The organism is Streptomyces physcomitrii, from assembly GCF_012273655.1.
Lineage (GTDB): Bacteria > Actinomycetota > Actinomycetes > Streptomycetales > Streptomycetaceae > Streptomyces > Streptomyces physcomitrii.
The window spans coordinates 12,386-28,270 of the sequence record NZ_JAAWWP010000005.1 but is presented as its reverse complement, the minus strand read 5'-3'; the positions used below and the strand labels follow the sequence as shown (position 1 = coordinate 28,270).

17 protein-coding genes are annotated in these 15,885 nt (G+C 66.0%); 3 read left to right on the top strand and 14 right to left on the bottom strand.

The window, feature by feature from the left end:
• Positions 1–13: 13 nt before the first annotated feature.
• The 7 genes from HFV08_RS09985 to HFV08_RS09955 form a co-directional block, all read right to left on the bottom strand.
• Positions 14–460 (bottom strand): hypothetical protein, encoded by a 447-nt coding sequence (locus HFV08_RS09985; protein WP_376770595.1) that lies wholly within the window; start codon positions 458–460, stop codon positions 14–16.
• 11 nt (positions 461–471) lie between these two features.
• Positions 472–666, bottom strand: a complete 195-nt coding sequence (locus HFV08_RS09980) for a hypothetical protein (protein WP_168537987.1) — start codon at positions 664–666, stop codon at positions 472–474.
• A 95-nt stretch (positions 667–761) separates the two neighbouring features.
• Positions 762–1,013 carry a hypothetical protein gene (locus HFV08_RS09975; protein WP_168537985.1) on the bottom strand — a complete coding sequence of 84 codons (252 nt, stop codon included), beginning with the start codon at positions 1,011–1,013 and terminating at the stop codon, positions 762–764.
• Between the two features lie 141 nt (positions 1,014–1,154).
• Positions 1,155–3,389 carry a cell division protein FtsK gene (locus tag HFV08_RS09970; protein WP_168537983.1) on the bottom strand — a complete coding sequence of 745 codons (2,235 nt, stop codon included), beginning with the start codon at positions 3,387–3,389 and terminating at the stop codon, positions 1,155–1,157.
• Between the two features lie 153 nt (positions 3,390–3,542).
• Positions 3,543–4,649, bottom strand: a complete 1,107-nt coding sequence (locus HFV08_RS09965) for a conjugal transfer protein (RefSeq protein WP_168537981.1) — start codon at positions 4,647–4,649, stop codon at positions 3,543–3,545.
• Positions 4,646–5,092, bottom strand: a complete 447-nt coding sequence (locus HFV08_RS09960; protein ID WP_168537979.1) for a Pycsar system effector family protein — start codon at positions 5,090–5,092, stop codon at positions 4,646–4,648. The genes HFV08_RS09965 and HFV08_RS09960 overlap by 4 nt, the downstream gene beginning before the upstream one ends.
• A complete protein-coding gene (locus HFV08_RS09955; protein ID WP_168537977.1) occupies positions 5,089–5,352 on the bottom strand; it encodes a DUF6284 family protein in 264 nt (87 codons plus the stop codon). The genes HFV08_RS09960 and HFV08_RS09955 overlap by 4 nt, the downstream gene beginning before the upstream one ends.
• 475 nt (positions 5,353–5,827) lie before the next feature.
• On the opposite strand from HFV08_RS09955, the gene HFV08_RS09950 reads away from it, so the two are divergent.
• The gene (locus tag HFV08_RS09950) at positions 5,828–6,223 is read left to right on the top strand and encodes a GntR family transcriptional regulator (RefSeq protein ID WP_168537975.1); all 396 of its coding nucleotides are present in this window, start codon (positions 5,828–5,830) and stop codon (positions 6,221–6,223) included.
• 216 nt (positions 6,224–6,439) lie between these two features.
• Here the strand turns inward: HFV08_RS09950 and HFV08_RS09945 are convergent, their stop codons facing one another.
• Positions 6,440–7,003, bottom strand: coding sequence for a flavoprotein (locus tag HFV08_RS09945; RefSeq protein WP_312885498.1), 564 nt, complete (start codon positions 7,001–7,003; stop codon positions 6,440–6,442).
• A complete protein-coding gene (locus HFV08_RS09940) occupies positions 7,000–8,235 on the bottom strand; it encodes a helix-turn-helix domain-containing protein (RefSeq protein WP_168537973.1) in 1,236 nt (411 codons plus the stop codon). Before HFV08_RS09940 ends, HFV08_RS09945 begins: the two co-directional genes overlap by 4 nt.
• A gap of 196 nt (positions 8,236–8,431) precedes the next feature.
• Between HFV08_RS09940 and HFV08_RS31515 the strand changes: the two genes are divergently transcribed.
• Positions 8,432–8,644 carry a hypothetical protein gene (locus tag HFV08_RS31515; protein WP_246341645.1) on the top strand — a complete coding sequence of 71 codons (213 nt, stop codon included), beginning with the start codon at positions 8,432–8,434 and terminating at the stop codon, positions 8,642–8,644.
• 204 nt (positions 8,645–8,848) lie between these two features.
• On the opposite strand, the gene HFV08_RS09935 is transcribed toward HFV08_RS31515, so the two are convergent.
• Together HFV08_RS09935 and HFV08_RS09930 are read right to left on the bottom strand one after the other, a co-directional pair.
• Complete coding sequence (locus HFV08_RS09935) at positions 8,849–9,517, bottom strand: hypothetical protein (RefSeq protein ID WP_168537971.1); 669 nt, start codon at positions 9,515–9,517, stop codon at positions 8,849–8,851.
• 368 nt (positions 9,518–9,885) lie between these two features.
• Positions 9,886–11,067, bottom strand: coding sequence for a hypothetical protein (locus HFV08_RS09930; protein ID WP_168537969.1), 1,182 nt, complete (start codon positions 11,065–11,067; stop codon positions 9,886–9,888).
• A gap of 592 nt (positions 11,068–11,659) precedes the next feature.
• Between HFV08_RS09930 and HFV08_RS09925 the strand changes: the two genes are divergently transcribed.
• A complete protein-coding gene (locus tag HFV08_RS09925; RefSeq protein ID WP_168537967.1) occupies positions 11,660–12,253 on the top strand; it encodes a hypothetical protein in 594 nt (197 codons plus the stop codon).
• 651 nt (positions 12,254–12,904) lie between these two features.
• Here the strand turns inward: HFV08_RS09925 and HFV08_RS09920 are convergent.
• The 3 genes from HFV08_RS09920 to HFV08_RS09910 form a co-directional block, all read right to left on the bottom strand.
• Complete coding sequence (locus HFV08_RS09920) at positions 12,905–13,900, bottom strand: hypothetical protein (protein ID WP_210430124.1); 996 nt, start codon at positions 13,898–13,900, stop codon at positions 12,905–12,907.
• A gap of 95 nt (positions 13,901–13,995) precedes the next feature.
• Positions 13,996–14,454, bottom strand: coding sequence for a VOC family protein (locus HFV08_RS09915; RefSeq protein WP_168537965.1), 459 nt, complete (start codon positions 14,452–14,454; stop codon positions 13,996–13,998).
• Positions 14,455–14,567: 113 nt separating this feature from the next.
• Positions 14,568–15,797 carry an FAD-dependent monooxygenase gene (locus tag HFV08_RS09910; protein WP_168537963.1) on the bottom strand — a complete coding sequence of 410 codons (1,230 nt, stop codon included), beginning with the start codon at positions 15,795–15,797 and terminating at the stop codon, positions 14,568–14,570.
• Between the last annotated feature and the right edge of the window lie 88 nt (positions 15,798–15,885).

Sequence of the window (15,885 nt, the reverse complement as noted above, 5' to 3'; positions counted from 1 at the left end):
GCGGTGCTCCTCTTCAACTGTGGAAGTGGTTGCGCTTGATGACGGCCTTGCGGATGTTGACCGTCGTTCCGCCGCCCCGGCCCGATCCGAGGACCTGAGCGGCAATGAACCCGCCGAAGATGACCGCGGCGAGGATGACGAGTTGCTGGATGAGCGCGGCGAGTGCGGCGATGAACGTGGTGAGCATCAGCAGGCCGCCGCACACCGCGGCGAAGCCGATACCCCCGAGCGCGATGTTCACCGCGGCCCGGGAGACGGGCGGCTTCGCAGCGAACGGTTCGGGCTTGGCCGCGTCCATGGCGTAGCCGGTGACCACGCGGCCGTCGGGCAGCACAATCGACTGCACGGCGGAAATCTGGTCCGGCTGCATGGGCACCATCGGTGCCGGGGCCGGTACGGGGGCCGGGTAGTGGACCGTGCTCGCCGTGGTGGGCGGGCAGTGCAGGGTGGGTTCGTTCACGGCCGGTCCCTTCAGCTTCCAAGGTTCGGGATGGCGCTGGTGATGGCCGATACGAGGCCGTTGATGGTGCCGTTGGCGTCGGTGGAGGAGAGGTAGAAGCCGAAGAGCACGGCGACCACGGCGGCGCCGCCACCGAGCGCCCGGAAGCGCAGCAGCGCGAGCAGCCCGGCGGCGAGCAGCAGAACGAGCGGGATCGTGACGGTCACGAGAGCCGCCTTTCAGGTCAGTGGGCGAGGCAGGACGTGAGCAGCAGCCCGAGCGGCGATGCCGAGCGCGGCGAGGCGCAGCATGGTGGCGACCATCAACGGGTGCCGGCGCGGTAGGTGCGGCGGCTGACGTTGTAGAGGTGGCGACCGACGCGTATCCGCTTGCCGGTGGCCTTGCATCGGCGGCAGTCCTTGCCGCGCTTGGGCTTGCCCTTGCGGTCGTGCTTGATGGCGTGGCCCATCCCGTCGCAGTGCCGGCAGTCGCCGAACGGGGACAGCCAGCACCGCACTCCGTAACCAAGCGTGACGAGGAACAGGAAGGCGGTAGTGAGCGCGGAGAGAGTCATGGCAGGGCCTCTCGGGCGGTTTTGAAGGGTTTCCGCAGGTGGGCCGCTACTCGCTAGCGACCTGATCAGGGGCGGTTTGGGTCGCTAGCAGGGTTGCTACCGGTAGCGACGCTCGTCGCTACCGGTAGCACGCCGTGAGACCTATCCGGCGTCCCTCTTCTTGTTGCGCTCCGTAATCGCCTTGGTGATGTCGTCGCGCTTGATGCCGCGCTTGTTGAACTGCTCGCCGTTCACGCGGCGACTGATCTGCTCGGTGCCGATGCCGAACGGCTTGAGTGCCGCGGTGAGCGCTTCGGCCTTCGGCTTGGGCTCCATCTCCGCCCACGCCCCGTAGGCCTCGGGGCGCAGTTCGGCGAGGCGGTCGACGATGGTCTCGGACCACAACTTGGTCTCGCCCTTGCCGAGGACCTGCGCGACGTCGTCGAGCACCGTGGCCGCGTTTTCGGCGGCCGGGGCCTGTCCGGCGGCGTCGCCGGACAGGGTGTCCTCGGCCTCGCGCAGGGCGGCGGCGCGGGTCAGGATGCGTTCCGCGTCGCGACCGTCGGCGAGGTAGGTGCGTACGATTCCCGAGTCGTCGGACATGCCCTTGAGCAGGCCAACTCCCTTGTGGGACTTGAGCAGCTTGGACGCGTCCAGACCCTCGCTGTAGGACCCGGCACCGAGGATGGTGTCCGAGACCTGGTAGGCGCCGACCCGCAGCGCGAACCGGGCCTGGTGCTGGTCACGCAGCTCGGAGGGGCAGGCCTTGTCGTCCGGCTTCTGCGTCGACGTCATCACGCTCACGCCGACCGCGGGGGCGACGCGGGCGAGGTAGACGAGCAGGGCCAGGATCTCCTTGCCGTGCTCGGGATGCTGCAAGTACTCCTGCACCTCGTCGACGACGAACAGCGTGAGCGGCATGTTCAGCTTCTTGTCCCGGCTGATCTCCGGGGTGAGCTTGCCCTCGGGGCAGATGTGCAGCGGCAGTTCCGACAGCCGGTGGTAGCGGTCCTCCACGTCCGCCTTCAGCTCGCGCAACGAGGCGAGCAGGTGCTCCACCGGGTCGAGGCCGTTCTTGGGCACGATGCCGAACCCGATCCGGTGCGCGACCAGCGCGAACTTCCGCCAGTCCGGCGACGCCTTGCCGTCGAACACGTACAGCCTCACGTACGGGTCGAGCGCCGCGGCGAGTGCGATGGTGCGCGCGGAGAACGTCTTGCCCTGCCGCGGCACCGCACCAACCAGCAATGACAGCCACAGCATGGTCGCCATCACCGGGTTGCCGCGCTCGTCGACACCCCACGGGAACGGCTTCCAGAAGTCCACCCGAGTCGCCCCGAGCAGCGGCGACTTACCCGACGGCACGGCGAGCGGGTCACGGTCCGCGATCCAGTACGACACGCGCCGGTTGCTGGTCTCGTCCGGGTCCATGAACAACTGCGTGGGCGCGATGTCCATGCCGGAGGCGAGGCGGCCGTGGGCCTTGAGCGCGTCCTTGAACGTTTTGCCGTACGGCAGGTCGACGACCACGCGCCACCCGTCCCCGTCCCGGCCGATCGGGCGCGGGAACGCGACGGACATGTCCTTCTCCGTCAGCCCCGCCACCTCATGCGCGCGGATCACGATGTCCGAGGACAGCTTGCGCTTGCGGAACGTCACCTTGGCCCGGTCGATCAGCGGCCGGTCCACCGGCGCCCCCGCCGCCCCAAGTGCCGTGGTCAGCGCGGCCATCGCGAGCATGAGCAGCCACGACGGCGCCATCACATACAGGGTCAGCGCCGCGGCGAGGCCGATGAACGTGCCGAGCGCGGCGACGATGCCGCGCAGCCGCACCCGATCATTGCGCTGGTGAGAAAGCCGCAGATACTCCGCGGCGTCCTCCTTGACGACGGAGGCGAGGCGCAGGGCCTTGCCTTCCGCGTCGAAGACCCACCGGCCGATCGCGGTCGACCAGCGCCACGCGCCGATCGGCGAGTACGCCACGATCTTCGGGGTGTAGACGATCGGCAGGCGCACCGCGTGATAGCCGACCATCGTCGAGTAGTGCCGCACCGCCCACTTGCGGACGGCTTTGCGCTGGTCGGGCAGCTTCACCCAGTCCGGCAGGACCGGAAGGCGGGCCTTGTCCTTGGCCTCCATCCACTCCGCCGCAGACGGCGGATACGCCTGCTTGGGCGGGTCGACCTCGGCGCCCTCGGTCAGCCCCTCGGCCTCCGGGTCGTCGCTGTCGGGGAGGTAGGCCTCCCACTCACCCGGCTTCGCCTCCTCCTCGGTCGGCACCGTCGCGGCGGCGGGGGCGGTCTCCTTGCGCAGGAACGGCAGCACCCGCGCACTGGTCTCGGTGGTCTCCTCTTCCGGCGCCTCAACGGGCGGACCGGATACGTCGATCTCGGTCATGCTGGGGGTTCTCCTTCACGGGAGTTGAAGGGGTTCGGCCGCCGCGGTGGAAGGTGAGCGGCCGAACCCTGGTCAAGCTGCGTTGTGCTGGTCTTGGAGGTAGGAGCAGCACAACGCACCTGCACAGCGAGGTCGGCAGGCAGTAGTTGCAGGTCACGCCGCAGACGAGGCGCGCTCGGCACGCAGCGTCTCGCGCAGCATTCGAGCGTTGGCCGGGGACGTGTGCAGCTCACGGCGCAGGCCCTCAGCGGTCAGCTTCACGTCCGGCCAATCCGCCGTCATCGCGCGCGCCTCGCCGAGCAGTTGCTCAGGGGTGCGCTTCGATCGGATCGGCTTTGCGACGTCCGGCACGCGGCCGGTGGCGCGGCGCGGCCTGCTCGATTCGGCGGGGGCCGTGCGGCGCTCGATCGAGGCGGCCGGGGACGGCTCGATCGCCTTCACAGGCTTGCTCGGAAGGGTCGACTTCAGGAACCCGACCGGCACCGCACGCGGCAGCACGAGCGGGCCGCCAGTGATCGGTGCGGGGGCCGATTCGGGCAGGTCAGCCATAGACCGTTTCCCTACGATCTCGATTGATTCCTCCTGCTTTGCACCCTCGGTCGAAGGCCCGTCCGGGGTGAGGTGGAACATCGATCCAAGTGCGGCGTCCGCGCCGACTGTGACGCGCTCGCGCTGCACATCGAGCAGCCTCGATCCCAACTCCGCATCCCCGACCCCGACCCTGCGGGCGAGCCGCCACGATGCCCGATCCGAGCGCTGCCGCACCCTCTTGTCGGGGTGGTTGGCGGCGCGGGCCCGGTGATAGGCGAGCCGTTGCACGGTCTCGACCGCATGCCGCTCGCCCTCTGCGTCGCGACCCTCGGTGTGCACCGCGATCCGGCGCGCCAGGAACGCCATGCCCTCGGCAGAGACGCACATGCCCATCGGGGTGATGGCGTAGATGACCGTGGTGCCCGGATCGTCGGCCGCCATCGCTGCCATCGCGGACGCGGCGGCCGGCAGCGCCCACAGCCCGAGGCGCACGATGCGCGGCGAGGACTGGCCCAGCATCGTCAGCCCGAGCAGGACCAGGGCGAGGACGGCAGTCGCGCCCTCACCGGCCGCCACGGCCCCGAGCGCAGTGCCCTTGCCGTAGGCGCCGCTGATGTTGGAGTAGGTGCCGATCCCGCCGAACACCCCGGTCGCGAGCATCGGAACGAATGCCGCTCCCAGCACGACCTTCTGAGTTTTGCTCAGTTCCTTGCGGGCCTCAGAGGTCATGCTGCACCGCCAAGCGTGATGACGGTGGCTGCGACGAGCAGCGTGCCGCCGATTCGGGTCAGGTCGATCGCACGTTGCAGGGCGGTGAACTTGGTGACGGCGATCCGAGACAGTCCCGCGATGTCGGTGGCGATGTCGGTGGCCACCGCATCCCTGATCTGCTCAGGGGTGAGCGTGGCCCACAGCGGAAAACCGTGCCGACCGGACAAGTTCGGTCGCACCGAGGAAAGCAGCAGCGAGGCGGCACCCAGCAACGTCGCGATACCGGCCAGGCCGGGGGCGAGCGTGTAGGCGGTGAGCGGCAGATCCTTGCCCGCGCTCCACACACCGGCCAGAACGGCGCCGATGAAGGCGAGCAGGAGACTGGCCTTGCTGTCGGTCCGCGTGATCTCCGCCTTCACCTCAGCGTGTGCGGCGGACAGGTCCCGCACGGCGGCGCTCATGCGGCACCGCCCGCCTGCTCAATGGTGCGGTTGACCAGGGCCACGCGGGCGGCCAGCGCGCGGCGACGGGCCCGGCGGATGCGCCGCTCGTCCAGCTCCGTCGGAGTGCGATCGAAGGTGGCAATCTCCGCGTCGAGCAGGTCGACATCGGCGAGAATGACGGGCATCTCAGCGTCGATGGCGTCCAGCTCAGCGTCCGTGGGCTCCATGAACGGAGCGAACGCGGTAACAGCGTCCTGAACAGTGACGATGTGGTTCATGGGTCGTGGCCTCCAAGCAGGTCACAACGGCCCGAACAGAGCCCCCGGTGTTAGAGCACCGGGGGCTCGCGCCGTTGAAGTCGGAGTTTCCGGCTCCCCTCAGCGCTGCTCGTACGAGACGAGCAGCGGAGGCAACCGCCGCAGCCGATGAGCTGCGGAAAGGGTTGGGGTGGTGCGTTGTCTCCTTCGGGAACACGAGCTCCCGTTGCAGGCGCATGGAGTGGCCTTTCGGCCTAAGCCCTCCGGTTGACCAGGGATCCGGGACCCTCGGCCCGATCTATCCCGGGCCCCTTGGCGCCGAATCCGGAGACTCGACGCCCGTTCGTGCAGGTCAAGCAATTGCGATCGAACCGATGAGGCCCGTTTCTGGGCTCTCGCTCCGTCGCAACTTCAGATTGACCCATGTCAATCTAAGTGTCAAGCGGTCCCATCGAAGCGATCGGAGATTGACCTAGGTCCGGTTACGCTCGGAGGCATGGATGAGAGCCCCGAAGCGCCCCAGCAGCCGCCGACGGCGAAGGACATCGCAGCCGAGTACCGCGCAAAGATCACGGCCCCTGACAGCGACTACAAGCCCGGCGACCGGCTCCCCGCAGCTCGTGCGCTCGCCAAAGAGCTGCACGTTCAACTCATGACCGTGCAGAGCGCCTACAGCCAGCTTCGGGACGAAGGGCTCGTGCTCAGCCAGCAGGGCCGTGGCACGTTCGTCCGCGATCCGTCCGTGCCTCTCGGCACCGAACCGGGCAGCAGCCCTGCGTTCACCGCCTTGGCGACTGAACTCAGCACGATCCATGACGCCCTGCGCGTGCTGGGTGAGCGACTGGACCGCCTTGAACAGATCGTTGGTAGCGAGACTCCACCCGCACCGTGAGTTCGCCGGCACGTTCCACCAGTCGTCCCACGGTGGCGTGCGCCTCCCTCAAGCTCGCTTTGATCAAGGCGAGTTCGGCAGGGGTCATACCTTGCAGTTCGCCGCTCTGCTCGTTGATGCCTGACATGCCAATGAGCATGTGGGACGGAACGGCAGAGGACCCGGACAGAGTGTCCGGGTCCTCTTTCCTTGCAGGTCAGGCAGGTTGACGACCAGTCATTTAGCGCTGGCCTCCACGGCGTCCAACACCGCGTCCCACGGGAGGTCACGGCCCGCCGGCGCCTCCCGCGGCTCGTACAACGGCCATACGTCCGGCTCATCGACGACGCGGACGCCACCGGACCGAAGGGCCTCGATGTGGTGCTCCCAAGCCGGATGGCGAGCGTGAGCCGCGTTCACCCGTGGGAAGACGACAACCGGCAGCGAGAGCGTGCCAATGGCCTCGCCCACCTGCGTCAGCGCCTGGTTGTCCATCAACCCCATGGCGAGCTTGGCCACCGTATTGGCCGACGCGGGAGCGACCACGTAGCAGTCGACTTGCGGGTGCGGCCGTGCGTCGCCTGGGAGCCGCGGTTCGTACCGGACGGGCAAGCCGGTGGCCTCCTCCAAGCGCTCCGCCTCGCCAGTGAGCCGAAGCCACTGTCCAGCAGTCGGCGTGAGGGTTACGGCCACCTGCCATCCGCGGTCGATCGCAGGCTCTACGAGGCCGGTACGCAGCGCCTCTACGCCTCCAGCCGCCGATCCGACGACCCCGAGCACCCCGCGCTTGCTTGAACTCACTGCACCGCCTTGCATCGTTGAGCCATCACGAACACCTCGGACGAACGCGAGCCGCTGGAAACAGGCGCCTGCTTGATCAGGTCACGCAGGGTCTCGCGCACCCTGGGATTGTTGCGTACAAGCTGTGGCGACGTGCGCTCAGCCGTCCGCAGCTCGGCGAAGGACTCGTCGCTTTGCCCAGCCAACGACAGCGCACGCGCGTAGTCGATGCGGTGCGAGACGCTGCGTTCCTGCGGCATGTGGTCGACGTTGATCCGGCCGTTCTCGACCACGTACGCGATGTTGTCCAGGTCCAGTTCGATGGACAAGCGGTGCAGCACGACGTTCGTGGGCCCGAACCCCGTCTGCCAGTAGTTCTCATCGGATCCGAGGTCGTCCGCGAGTTCCTCGGCACGGTCCAGCAGCCCATTCGCGATGGAACGGTCTTGATGGCGAGCAGCCGCTACGGCGGCGCGCAGGTGAATCATGCCCAGCAAGCTCAGCGCCTCCGGGTCCTGCTCGGTGACCTGAGACGACAGCCATGCAGCGGCAGTGTTGCCCAGCTCCAGGGCGTCGTCGTACCGGCCGTTGGCGAGTAGGGCGTGCGTTCCGGAACGCGCGGCCGACGCGAGCACAAGCGGGTTGTCCGACTCGTCAGCGGCCCGCATCGCGCGCTCAGCAGCCAGCCAGGAGATATCGGACTCGCCAATCTTCGCGAGCGTCGTCGCGGCGAGGTGGTGAGTGCGGGCGGACACGGCCCAGCAGTCTCCGCGATCCTCGCCGCGCCGTGTCGCCCGCTCCTCCAGTTCCTGCGCGGTCTGGAGAAGCCCCGGAAGGGCCGCGATGACGCTGCCAAGCCGCCCGCCCTGATAGTCGTTCCACGACTGCTCTACGCGCACAGCCACCGGCGCAGGTGTAGGGAGCTGCGTCTCAGCCTCGGGGCCGAAGAGCAGTCGGGACAGCCGGCGCGGACTCATGAGGGCGTCGCGCACCGCAGGTACGTCGTCCTGTTGCCGCTCGTCTTCCATGAGCACGGTCTGCCCGAGCAGGTCCCCGAGCGGAACGCGCAGGATGCGCGCCAGCTCGGCGAGCATGTCGACACGGGGAGGATTCCGGCTCCCTCGTTCGATCTTCGCCAACCAGTCGGTGCTTCGGCCGACAAGTCCGGCCAAGACCTCCTGCGTGTGGCCGCGACGCCTGCGGTAGAACGCGATCCGCTCGCCGATGCTGAGGTGATCTCCGAGACCACGCATTGCGTCTTGCCTCCTACTGGTGGTGAGGGGCCAGTTTCACGGTACAGAGCCACTGCTGCGGCTGGTAGCGGGCCTTGCCATGCTTGCCTCGGCACAAGGGTCAGGGCTACGCAACAGAAAGACCCGGACAGTCTGTCCGGGTCTCTGATTAGGATCTGAACGTGCGTTCGCTCAACGGCCGGGGGACGCTGAACGCATGGCTGCCCTACCTGTTGTGATCTATCCGCCCGACGAGGACGGCGGTCGGCGAGTGCGGGTTGACGGGACAATCCTCGGCCGCGCGCATTCCGTCCAGGACGTCGCCCGGTTCATGCAGGAGGCAGGGCTACAGGACTGGGATGAGATGGACGTCGTCCGCTCCACACTCATCCAGTGGCGGGGCGGAGGCCCTGACGACTGGACGCACTGAAATGTGACACGGCGCTTGGGGTGCAGCCCGCATGGTCGCGTGCGAGGGCCTGCTCGACTCCGCCCGAAGAAGCACCACGCAGTGGGCTCCCTCGCCGCTCTCCCGTGTACTGCTCTGGACTCGTACGGAAGGAAACGTACGCAGCTCCCTCGTAGGGATGCGTACGTTTCTCTCCGCACTCACGATGCGTCAGGTTTTCGCATGTCAGTCGATGTGATCGATGTCTGTTTGCCCGCTGGATGCCTTCAAGGCAAGCTGCACCGTGTTGGCTTTCAGCAATCTACTGATTGCCAGATCTCTGTCGTCCTCATCCCGCAGCAACAGCTCAACCTGATTGTTGTTCACAGTCACTCTTCCCTGCAATTCTTTCTTATTTAGCAGGGTCGCCATGCCGTGAACTATCTTGCTCTTGAGTGGGCCGATCTCCTTGGCGTGCCACTTATCCGACACCCCATATGTAGCCTTACGGAAAAGCTCGTCACCCTTGATAACCACGCATTCCGGAACATCTGCGGTTCCGATTATCTGGACGGCGGCTACATAACATCGTTCAAGCAGGATTTGGTGACAGTACTCCCGTTCCTCACGGGATTGATTGTCAGCCGCAGTTGGGTCGTAAGGGATCAAGTATAAAGGACGGGCTTCCTTGGGATCCCCAGCAACTATCAGGAATCTATCCTCGAGGCTCGCCAAATGCGGCGATGAATCTTGGCCGATTCGCAGTTCGACCCACAGGCCTTCATCGTCAATCTTGAGTCCGAGCACTCCGTATATTGCGGTCAGAAAACCATCTTCCGTCAGCTCACTGGCCAATTCTTGCAGTGTTGCCGCCTGGAGTGGGTAATCCTCACTTGGCAGTACGTAGACCACCACGGCTTGACCATCTATCCCGACCGCTGTAGTGGAATCTGCACAGGAAACCAGAAGCTTACGGGCTTGGCCAGCAGTACTAGACTCTCTGCTAAAACTGGAAGCCTTGCATTCCAGGACTAGATGGTCACCGGAAGCGAGGTGATGGAATAGCAAGTCAGGCTCGGGCGGATTAGGCCCCCATCCTCGCTGTGCGAGTTGTGTACGCAACTCCGCGCTGAAAGCAAGCTTTGCCCCTAGAGAGCGAAGCCTGTATCCCGCGTCAAAAAACGGTCGGTTACCATCTTTAGCCGGCGTCGACTTTGCAACCAGCCACAAGCACGTGTTGACCTGGAACACCGGGTCACGAGTAAGCAATTCCCCCCCTGGGCTTAGACTGCCACCCCTTGAATCAAAGCCCCGTACTCTTGATCGCCGATGTACGCTGTCACCTTAGGATCAACGAAGCGCTGAATATTCGACACGAGTCGATTGATCGAATTACCGCATGTGCCGTGAGGCAAAACAGCAATAACCCGCTCTGGCGTCATTTCAAGCACTAGAGGCTGCCACAAATGCTGATCTATCGCATTGGCGTGAACTTTCCTGTCACTGAGCCAAGTTGGGTAGCCAGTAACCCTGAAACGATTTCGCCTGTTATTGAACAGGCTAATCACCCAGCGTTTAAATAGGTCTTCCGGGAGAGTTTTGCTGAATACGATCTCGGCAATCGATCCAAAATTCCCGTCGGCGATCCCGTGAGGACCAGATGCAGAAACCCATAGCTGCTCTTCGACGCGCTTAGTTAGCGCACGGTACAGATCTACAACTCCACGAACAGTGGCACGGTGATCCAAAAATGAACTGCTTCGATTGGTCAACTTGCCGTCGTAGTAGAGATCGTGACCTCCGCGACCTTGAGCAGGAATTCGAAGCTGCGTGATTGACGCGAGCGGAGCATACTCCTGGGACAGTGGGTCCATCTTCTGGGAAATTACTTCCAGCTTGTCCACCATCGTAAAGCGTGATGTCCTGCGTTCATCCTGGAAATATTCCTCGTCGCCCTCGTGAGTTTCATAGATCGACTCGTGCTCGAAGGTGATTTTCCCGTATCGCTTATTGTTGTTATCTCGGAGGACTTGCGTCCAGAGCGTAAGGAAACTTTGCGACGAAAGCCACAGATGGTCAAGGAAAGGGTTAGCGGCTACAGCATCCTTGACGAGCTTATCTGATTCCACCGAAGGCAAGAGCGTATACAAAGCAAGATATCTGGAGTCAACTTCCTCCAGAACTGCTACACGCTCTCCCGATGGCGCGTAGAGCGCGTGCACTCCGTCATCGCCAGAAAGCTCATCGATGCGAATTTCGCTACGCTGGAAAATTTCCGCTAAAGATGGACCGCCCCCCGCGTTGCCACCGTCGACAGTTTCCAACAGATACGTCTTCTGTAGACCAGCCTTCAAGCGCTTATCTTGAAGTTGCTGAACGTCCGGAACTTCACTGCCGGAAAAGTAATCGAAATAATCTGTCTGTCGTTCAAACTGGGGAAGCAGTGCATTCTTTGAGATTTTCATGCGTCCCCCGATCGTCCAGTCTTGATCAATACGCCAGAAGGGAAAATTCTACAGGTCGTAGTCCAACAAGTGTAGACGTTGGATGGGGATCGGCTCAATATGTTGAAGGTGTCGCATGTGGGTTTAAGTGCGAAAGTGCACTCTGCTAGGGCTTCGCTACAGGCAGGACGGACGATGCACGGCCCCACGCCTCGTTGGACAGCACGCCAGCACAGGATGGCAGCCGGGACATCAACGCGTCGGCAGAGAGCTGGCTGATCGCGCGAACTAGTTGCTGCCCTCTCCAAGCGCCCCTGGCGCCCAGCTAAGCCGTTGCGTTCCTGGGTCCCAGAGGGGGCCAAACAGGGGGCCAATCGCCGCAGCCGAGTCCGGACGGCCCTGGACGGTAATGGACAGGGTCGGAACAGAACGAGCAGGTCAGCACGCTCGATCCCAGGTCGCTGTGGCCTTGATCGCGTTCGGGACGAAGCGGTCGCGCGTCCCACGCGGCTGGCGCTGACGAGCCACTTCGGCTGGAATCGCTCGCGTCGAAGATCGCCTTCGCTGGCATGCTGACTGGGTCGAGCATCAGACGGAACCCCAGGGGGACGGCGTGATCGTGAACCGGTACTTCGGCAGCAAGCAGCCTGATGAGTACGACGAGTTGGAACAGCACCTCGCTCAGGATCTCAACACCCCCCTCGACTGGCCCGAGGACGGCGGCCTCACCGTCAAACACGTGGCCAAGATCGCCTCTGCCGCAACCTGCGACTCCGCGTACAGCCGAGCGGCTAATGGCCACTTGATCGACCTCTTCGCAGCGCTCCCGTTGCCGGGCACCCCGGAGGGGGGCACCTTCTGGAGGCGCATCCTCGAAGCCGCAGGCGAGGCCGCATGGAACATCGTCCCGGCCAACATGGGGGGGGGTCCCTTCTTCGATCGCATTCACGAAGGAAACGAAGGCGGCATCGCATCGCGTGTCCTGAGCTTTCTGGAGGAATTGGCGCCGTCTCAGCGTGCCGACGTCGCGGAGGTCATCGGCTCGACCCTGGATGGAAGCGCTGTCGGAGTTAGCGGGCGATACGGCGGTGAACTCTGGCTGCGGGATGCAGAGATGAGCGCGTGGCACGTTGCCCTGGCCGGGCGGCGGCAGTTCGAGACGGCGCAGGACCGGGAGCGGTTCTTTGAGGCGTGGCGTAACGCCTGAACGGTCGCGGTCACCCTGCTCAACGCGTGCCGGCGGCAGTGGTGCTGGGCGGTGCCCGCCACCCGAGCGTGGCGCGCAGGAGCGGGTCTCACTTGTGGTCTCGATTGATGAGCCGCCCGCAGTCATCCGCTGTCCTCCGCCACTGTCCAAGACGAGGGGTGACCTGGGATTTCGGATGCGCATGGAGACTGCCGGACCAAGATCGGACAACTCGTAATGCGTAGGTCTCGGGTTCGAATCCCGAAGGCGGCTCCATTGAACCCCAGGTCACATAGTTCGTGACCTGGGGTTTTGTGTTCTTCGTGATCGAAATGGGTGCGTTACTGCCAGCCCGGGGCGCGCTGATCGTCCGCGGTGGATCGGCGGTGGACAGGCGCGGCTGTGGTTCTCCCGGCATCCGTAGGTCGACATGTGAGCTGCCGAAGGGCGTAGTCGGTTGCCCGGGAGCGAGGTCCGGCATGGACGGACTGGGGACCGTCGGGGGGTGATGCGGAGGCCGCCGTCGTTCCGGTGGTGCAGAGAGGGCGTGCAGGCGGCCGGTTCCGTGTGGCTTCCGTGCCGGTGCCGGACGGCATGAGCGGCGGTGTCGGAGACACCTGCGGCTGCCTTGCCCGTTCGAGGACGGGCAAGGCAGCCGGGTGGAGGGCGGGGTCACCGGGCCGGAGAAGGCTCCGGTGGCGTGTCGAGGTGGGGGACGCGGCGGGCCAGCATCCTCAGCGCCAGGATCTCCAGAGCGAGGGTGACCAGGCCGATGAGCGCGCTCGTCCACGAGCCCGGCATCATGAACGCCGTGTGGGAGATGAGGATCCCGCCGATCAGCCAGAGCCGGTGGCGGTCGGTCCAGTTGCCCGCGCTCCGCCAGCGCGCAGCGAGCCAGGCGAACGGCACCGCGGTCATCGCCGCGGCGATCAGCCGGAAGGGCTGCGACATCGCGTCGCCGAAGAGCAGGTCTCCATCGAGGCCGAGCGGCAGCAGCGTGGTCAGGAAGGCCATCGTCAGGTAGAGGGAGACGAAGCCGACCACGCCGGGGCGCGGTGCCCGGCGCTCGGATTGCACCGTGTTCCGCGGCCGGCGTCGCGGCAGTACGCGCAGGGCCAGCCAGGCCAGCAGAGCGATGGCCACCAGGTAGACGAGGGTCCAGCCCAGCGGGGTGCGGTAGCCGGAATCCTCGGTGGCCGAGACGAAGACACGCAGGCCGACGACGCCGAGGACGGCCAGCACACCGGTGACGGTGAGGCCGCCGCCGCGCAGATACGCGCGACCGCGCAGGTGAGGGAAGAGCAGGTCGGCGATCATGACGGGGAGCAGCACGCTCAGCACGACGTGGACACCGATCTGGCTTTCCCAGTACGTCCAGTTGATGCCGAGGGCACGCAGGCCCCAGTCGGCGGCGTCGTACATGTCCGGGCTGTTCAGGGCCTGTAGGCCGAGCCCGTCCTCGGACAACTGGTAGGCCAGCCCGAGCAGTACGAGGCTCGGCCATCCGCCGCCGGAGCGGACCACGGCCTCGCGGACGAGGAGCACACCGGCGCCGTACATCACCAGCAGCAGGGGCAGGAGCACCCAGGTGCTGGGGACGGCGACGGCGGTGAACGTCAGTTCCGCACACAGCGTCGTCAGCAGAGCCAGGGTCCACGCCGCGCGCACGCGGCCGTGCGTCGGCTGCGCACGTCCTGGGCGGATGTGCCGCCGGGGTGTGGGGGGACTGGTGGAGATCATGGGTTCGTGCCTTCCGCGGGGTGTCAGGCCTGGGCTGCTGCGTGGGCGTCGACCAGGACCTGGATGTCGATCCTGGTCATGGAGTGCAGAGCGGTGAGGACGCGCTCGGCGGTCATCGGGTCGGCGTCGCGCAGGAGTTCGCGCAGGCGGCAGGGGTAGACCTGCCAGGTGACCCCGAAGCGGTCGACCAGCGAGCCGCCGGGGCCCTCCTTGCCGCCGTCGGTCAGGCCCGCCCACAGGGCGTCGAGCGCCGCTTGGGTGTCGCACTCCGCGTAGAGGGAGATGCCGGGGGTGATGGGGTACTGCGGGCCGCCGTTGTAGACGACGTACCGGCTGCCGGCCAGAGTGAAGTCGACGGTGGTGACGTTGCCGTCCGGGTCCCGCTGCACGTCACCGATCACGGAGTCGGGGAACAGCGACGTGTAGTGGGTCGCGAGGGCTTCGGCCTGGCCGTCGACCCAGAGGAAAGTGCTGACGCTCATGGTGTGCTCCTACGTTTCGGCCACATGGCCACATGGCCACATGGAGGGGTGGATGCATGGAGGGGTGGATGCATGGATGGATGGGTGGACTGGTGTGTGGGGGAGGGGTGGAGTCAGCGGTGGGCCGGGCTTGCGTAGTCGTCGAGGACGACCGTGTGGGCCACCGGCTCCAGGCCCCGGCCCGCGATGCGTCGGGGCAGGTACGGCAGGGCCCGCACCGACTGGTTGCGCAGCCACATCTGCCGGGGTGAGTCGGGCAGCAGCCCGTTGTCGCCGGACGTGCGGGCGAACTCCTGGGCCCGGTCCGTGAACCCGCGCATCGCCGACTCGTAGGCGGCGTGGGCCGTGCGGTGGTCGCCGTCGGCCCTGGAGAGCTCGCCGGCCAGGATGTAGGCGCCGACCAGGGCGAGGCTGGTGCCGATCCCGGACATGGGGGAGGCGCAGTAGGCGGCGTCGCCGACCAGCACGGTCCGTCGGGTGGACCAGGTGTCGAGGTGCACCTGCTCGACCCGGTCGAAGTAGAAGTCGGACGCGTCCCACATCTTCGCGAGCAGACCCGGCACCTCCCAGCCCGCGTCCCCGAAGTGGCGTGCCACGACGTGCTTCTGCGCGATCGTGTCACGGCGGTCGAACTCCAGCCCGGGATCGCGGAAGAAGAACCCCGCCATCGCCCTGCCCGGCTCGGCGAGCGGCCGCAGGGCCGCCGTCCTGCCGGGGCGCCCCGCGCGGCCGGGCAGGGTGTACATCAGCTGGCTGCCGCCGAGGTCGGTGTCCCAGTCGACGGAGTAGAGGGAGATGAAGGAGTTGAGGTCGCGGACGCAGTGGTCGTCCGGGCCGAAGGTCAGGCCGCGGACGGCGGAATGGACGCCGTCCGCCCCCACGAGCAGGTCGAACCGTCGCTGCTCGCCCGACGCGAACGTGACGGTGACGCCGTCCTCGTCCTGCCGTACCTGGGTGATCGCGTCGTCGAAGACGTACTCGACGTCGTCGCGGATCGCGTCGTAGAGGATCCGGGCCAGGTCGGTGCGCAGGAGCGCCCACTCCGCTACGGGGCCGCCGGACGGGCCGAACACGTCGAGGTTCATCCGGGCCACCGGCTTGCCCTTCTCATTGATCCAGGCCATGCCGCGGTTGCGTATGCGCGCGTTCTGGACCTGCGCGACGAGGCCCATGCGCTCGATCACCTGGCGCGCGGTGCCGCGGATGTCGATCCCGTGGCCGCCCGTGCGGGGGGCGGGGGCGCGTTCGACCACGGTCGGCCGGAATCCGTACCGGCCCAGCCAGTAGGCCAGGGTCGCTCCGGCGATGCCTCCCCCCGATACGAGGATGTCCCGATTCTGCATAGTCCCGTCTCCTCCGTTCTCCGATACGCCGTCTGGTGCATCGCTGTGCGTACAACGTATTGGCTGAATGGGCTGGGAAGTGCGCGAT

Bases quoted from the DNA above. Each gene is read 5' to 3' on its own strand.
- HFV08_RS09930 (WP_168537969.1), bottom strand. From the start codon at position 11,067: ATGAAAATCTCAAAGAATGCACTGCTTCCCCAGTTTGAACGACAGACA.
- HFV08_RS09955 (WP_168537977.1), bottom strand. From the start codon at position 5,352: ATGAACCACATCGTCACTGTTCAGGACGCTGTTACCGCGTTCGCTCCG.
- HFV08_RS09950 (WP_168537975.1), top strand. From the start codon at position 5,828: ATGGATGAGAGCCCCGAAGCGCCCCAGCAGCCGCCGACGGCGAAGGAC.
- HFV08_RS09975 (WP_168537985.1), bottom strand. From the start codon at position 1,013: ATGACTCTCTCCGCGCTCACTACCGCCTTCCTGTTCCTCGTCACGCTT.
- HFV08_RS09910 (WP_168537963.1), bottom strand. From the start codon at position 15,797: ATGCAGAATCGGGACATCCTCGTATCGGGGGGAGGCATCGCCGGAGCG.
- HFV08_RS31515 (WP_246341645.1), top strand. From the start codon at position 8,432: ATGGCTGCCCTACCTGTTGTGATCTATCCGCCCGACGAGGACGGCGGT.
- HFV08_RS09960 (WP_168537979.1), bottom strand. From the start codon at position 5,092: ATGAGCGCCGCCGTGCGGGACCTGTCCGCCGCACACGCTGAGGTGAAG.
- HFV08_RS09970 (WP_168537983.1), bottom strand. From the start codon at position 3,389: ATGACCGAGATCGACGTATCCGGTCCGCCCGTTGAGGCGCCGGAAGAG.
- HFV08_RS09965 (WP_168537981.1), bottom strand. From the start codon at position 4,649: ATGACCTCTGAGGCCCGCAAGGAACTGAGCAAAACTCAGAAGGTCGTG.
- HFV08_RS09940 (WP_168537973.1), bottom strand. From the start codon at position 8,235: ATGCGTGGTCTCGGAGATCACCTCAGCATCGGCGAGCGGATCGCGTTC.
- HFV08_RS09915 (WP_168537965.1), bottom strand. From the start codon at position 14,454: ATGAGCGTCAGCACTTTCCTCTGGGTCGACGGCCAGGCCGAAGCCCTC.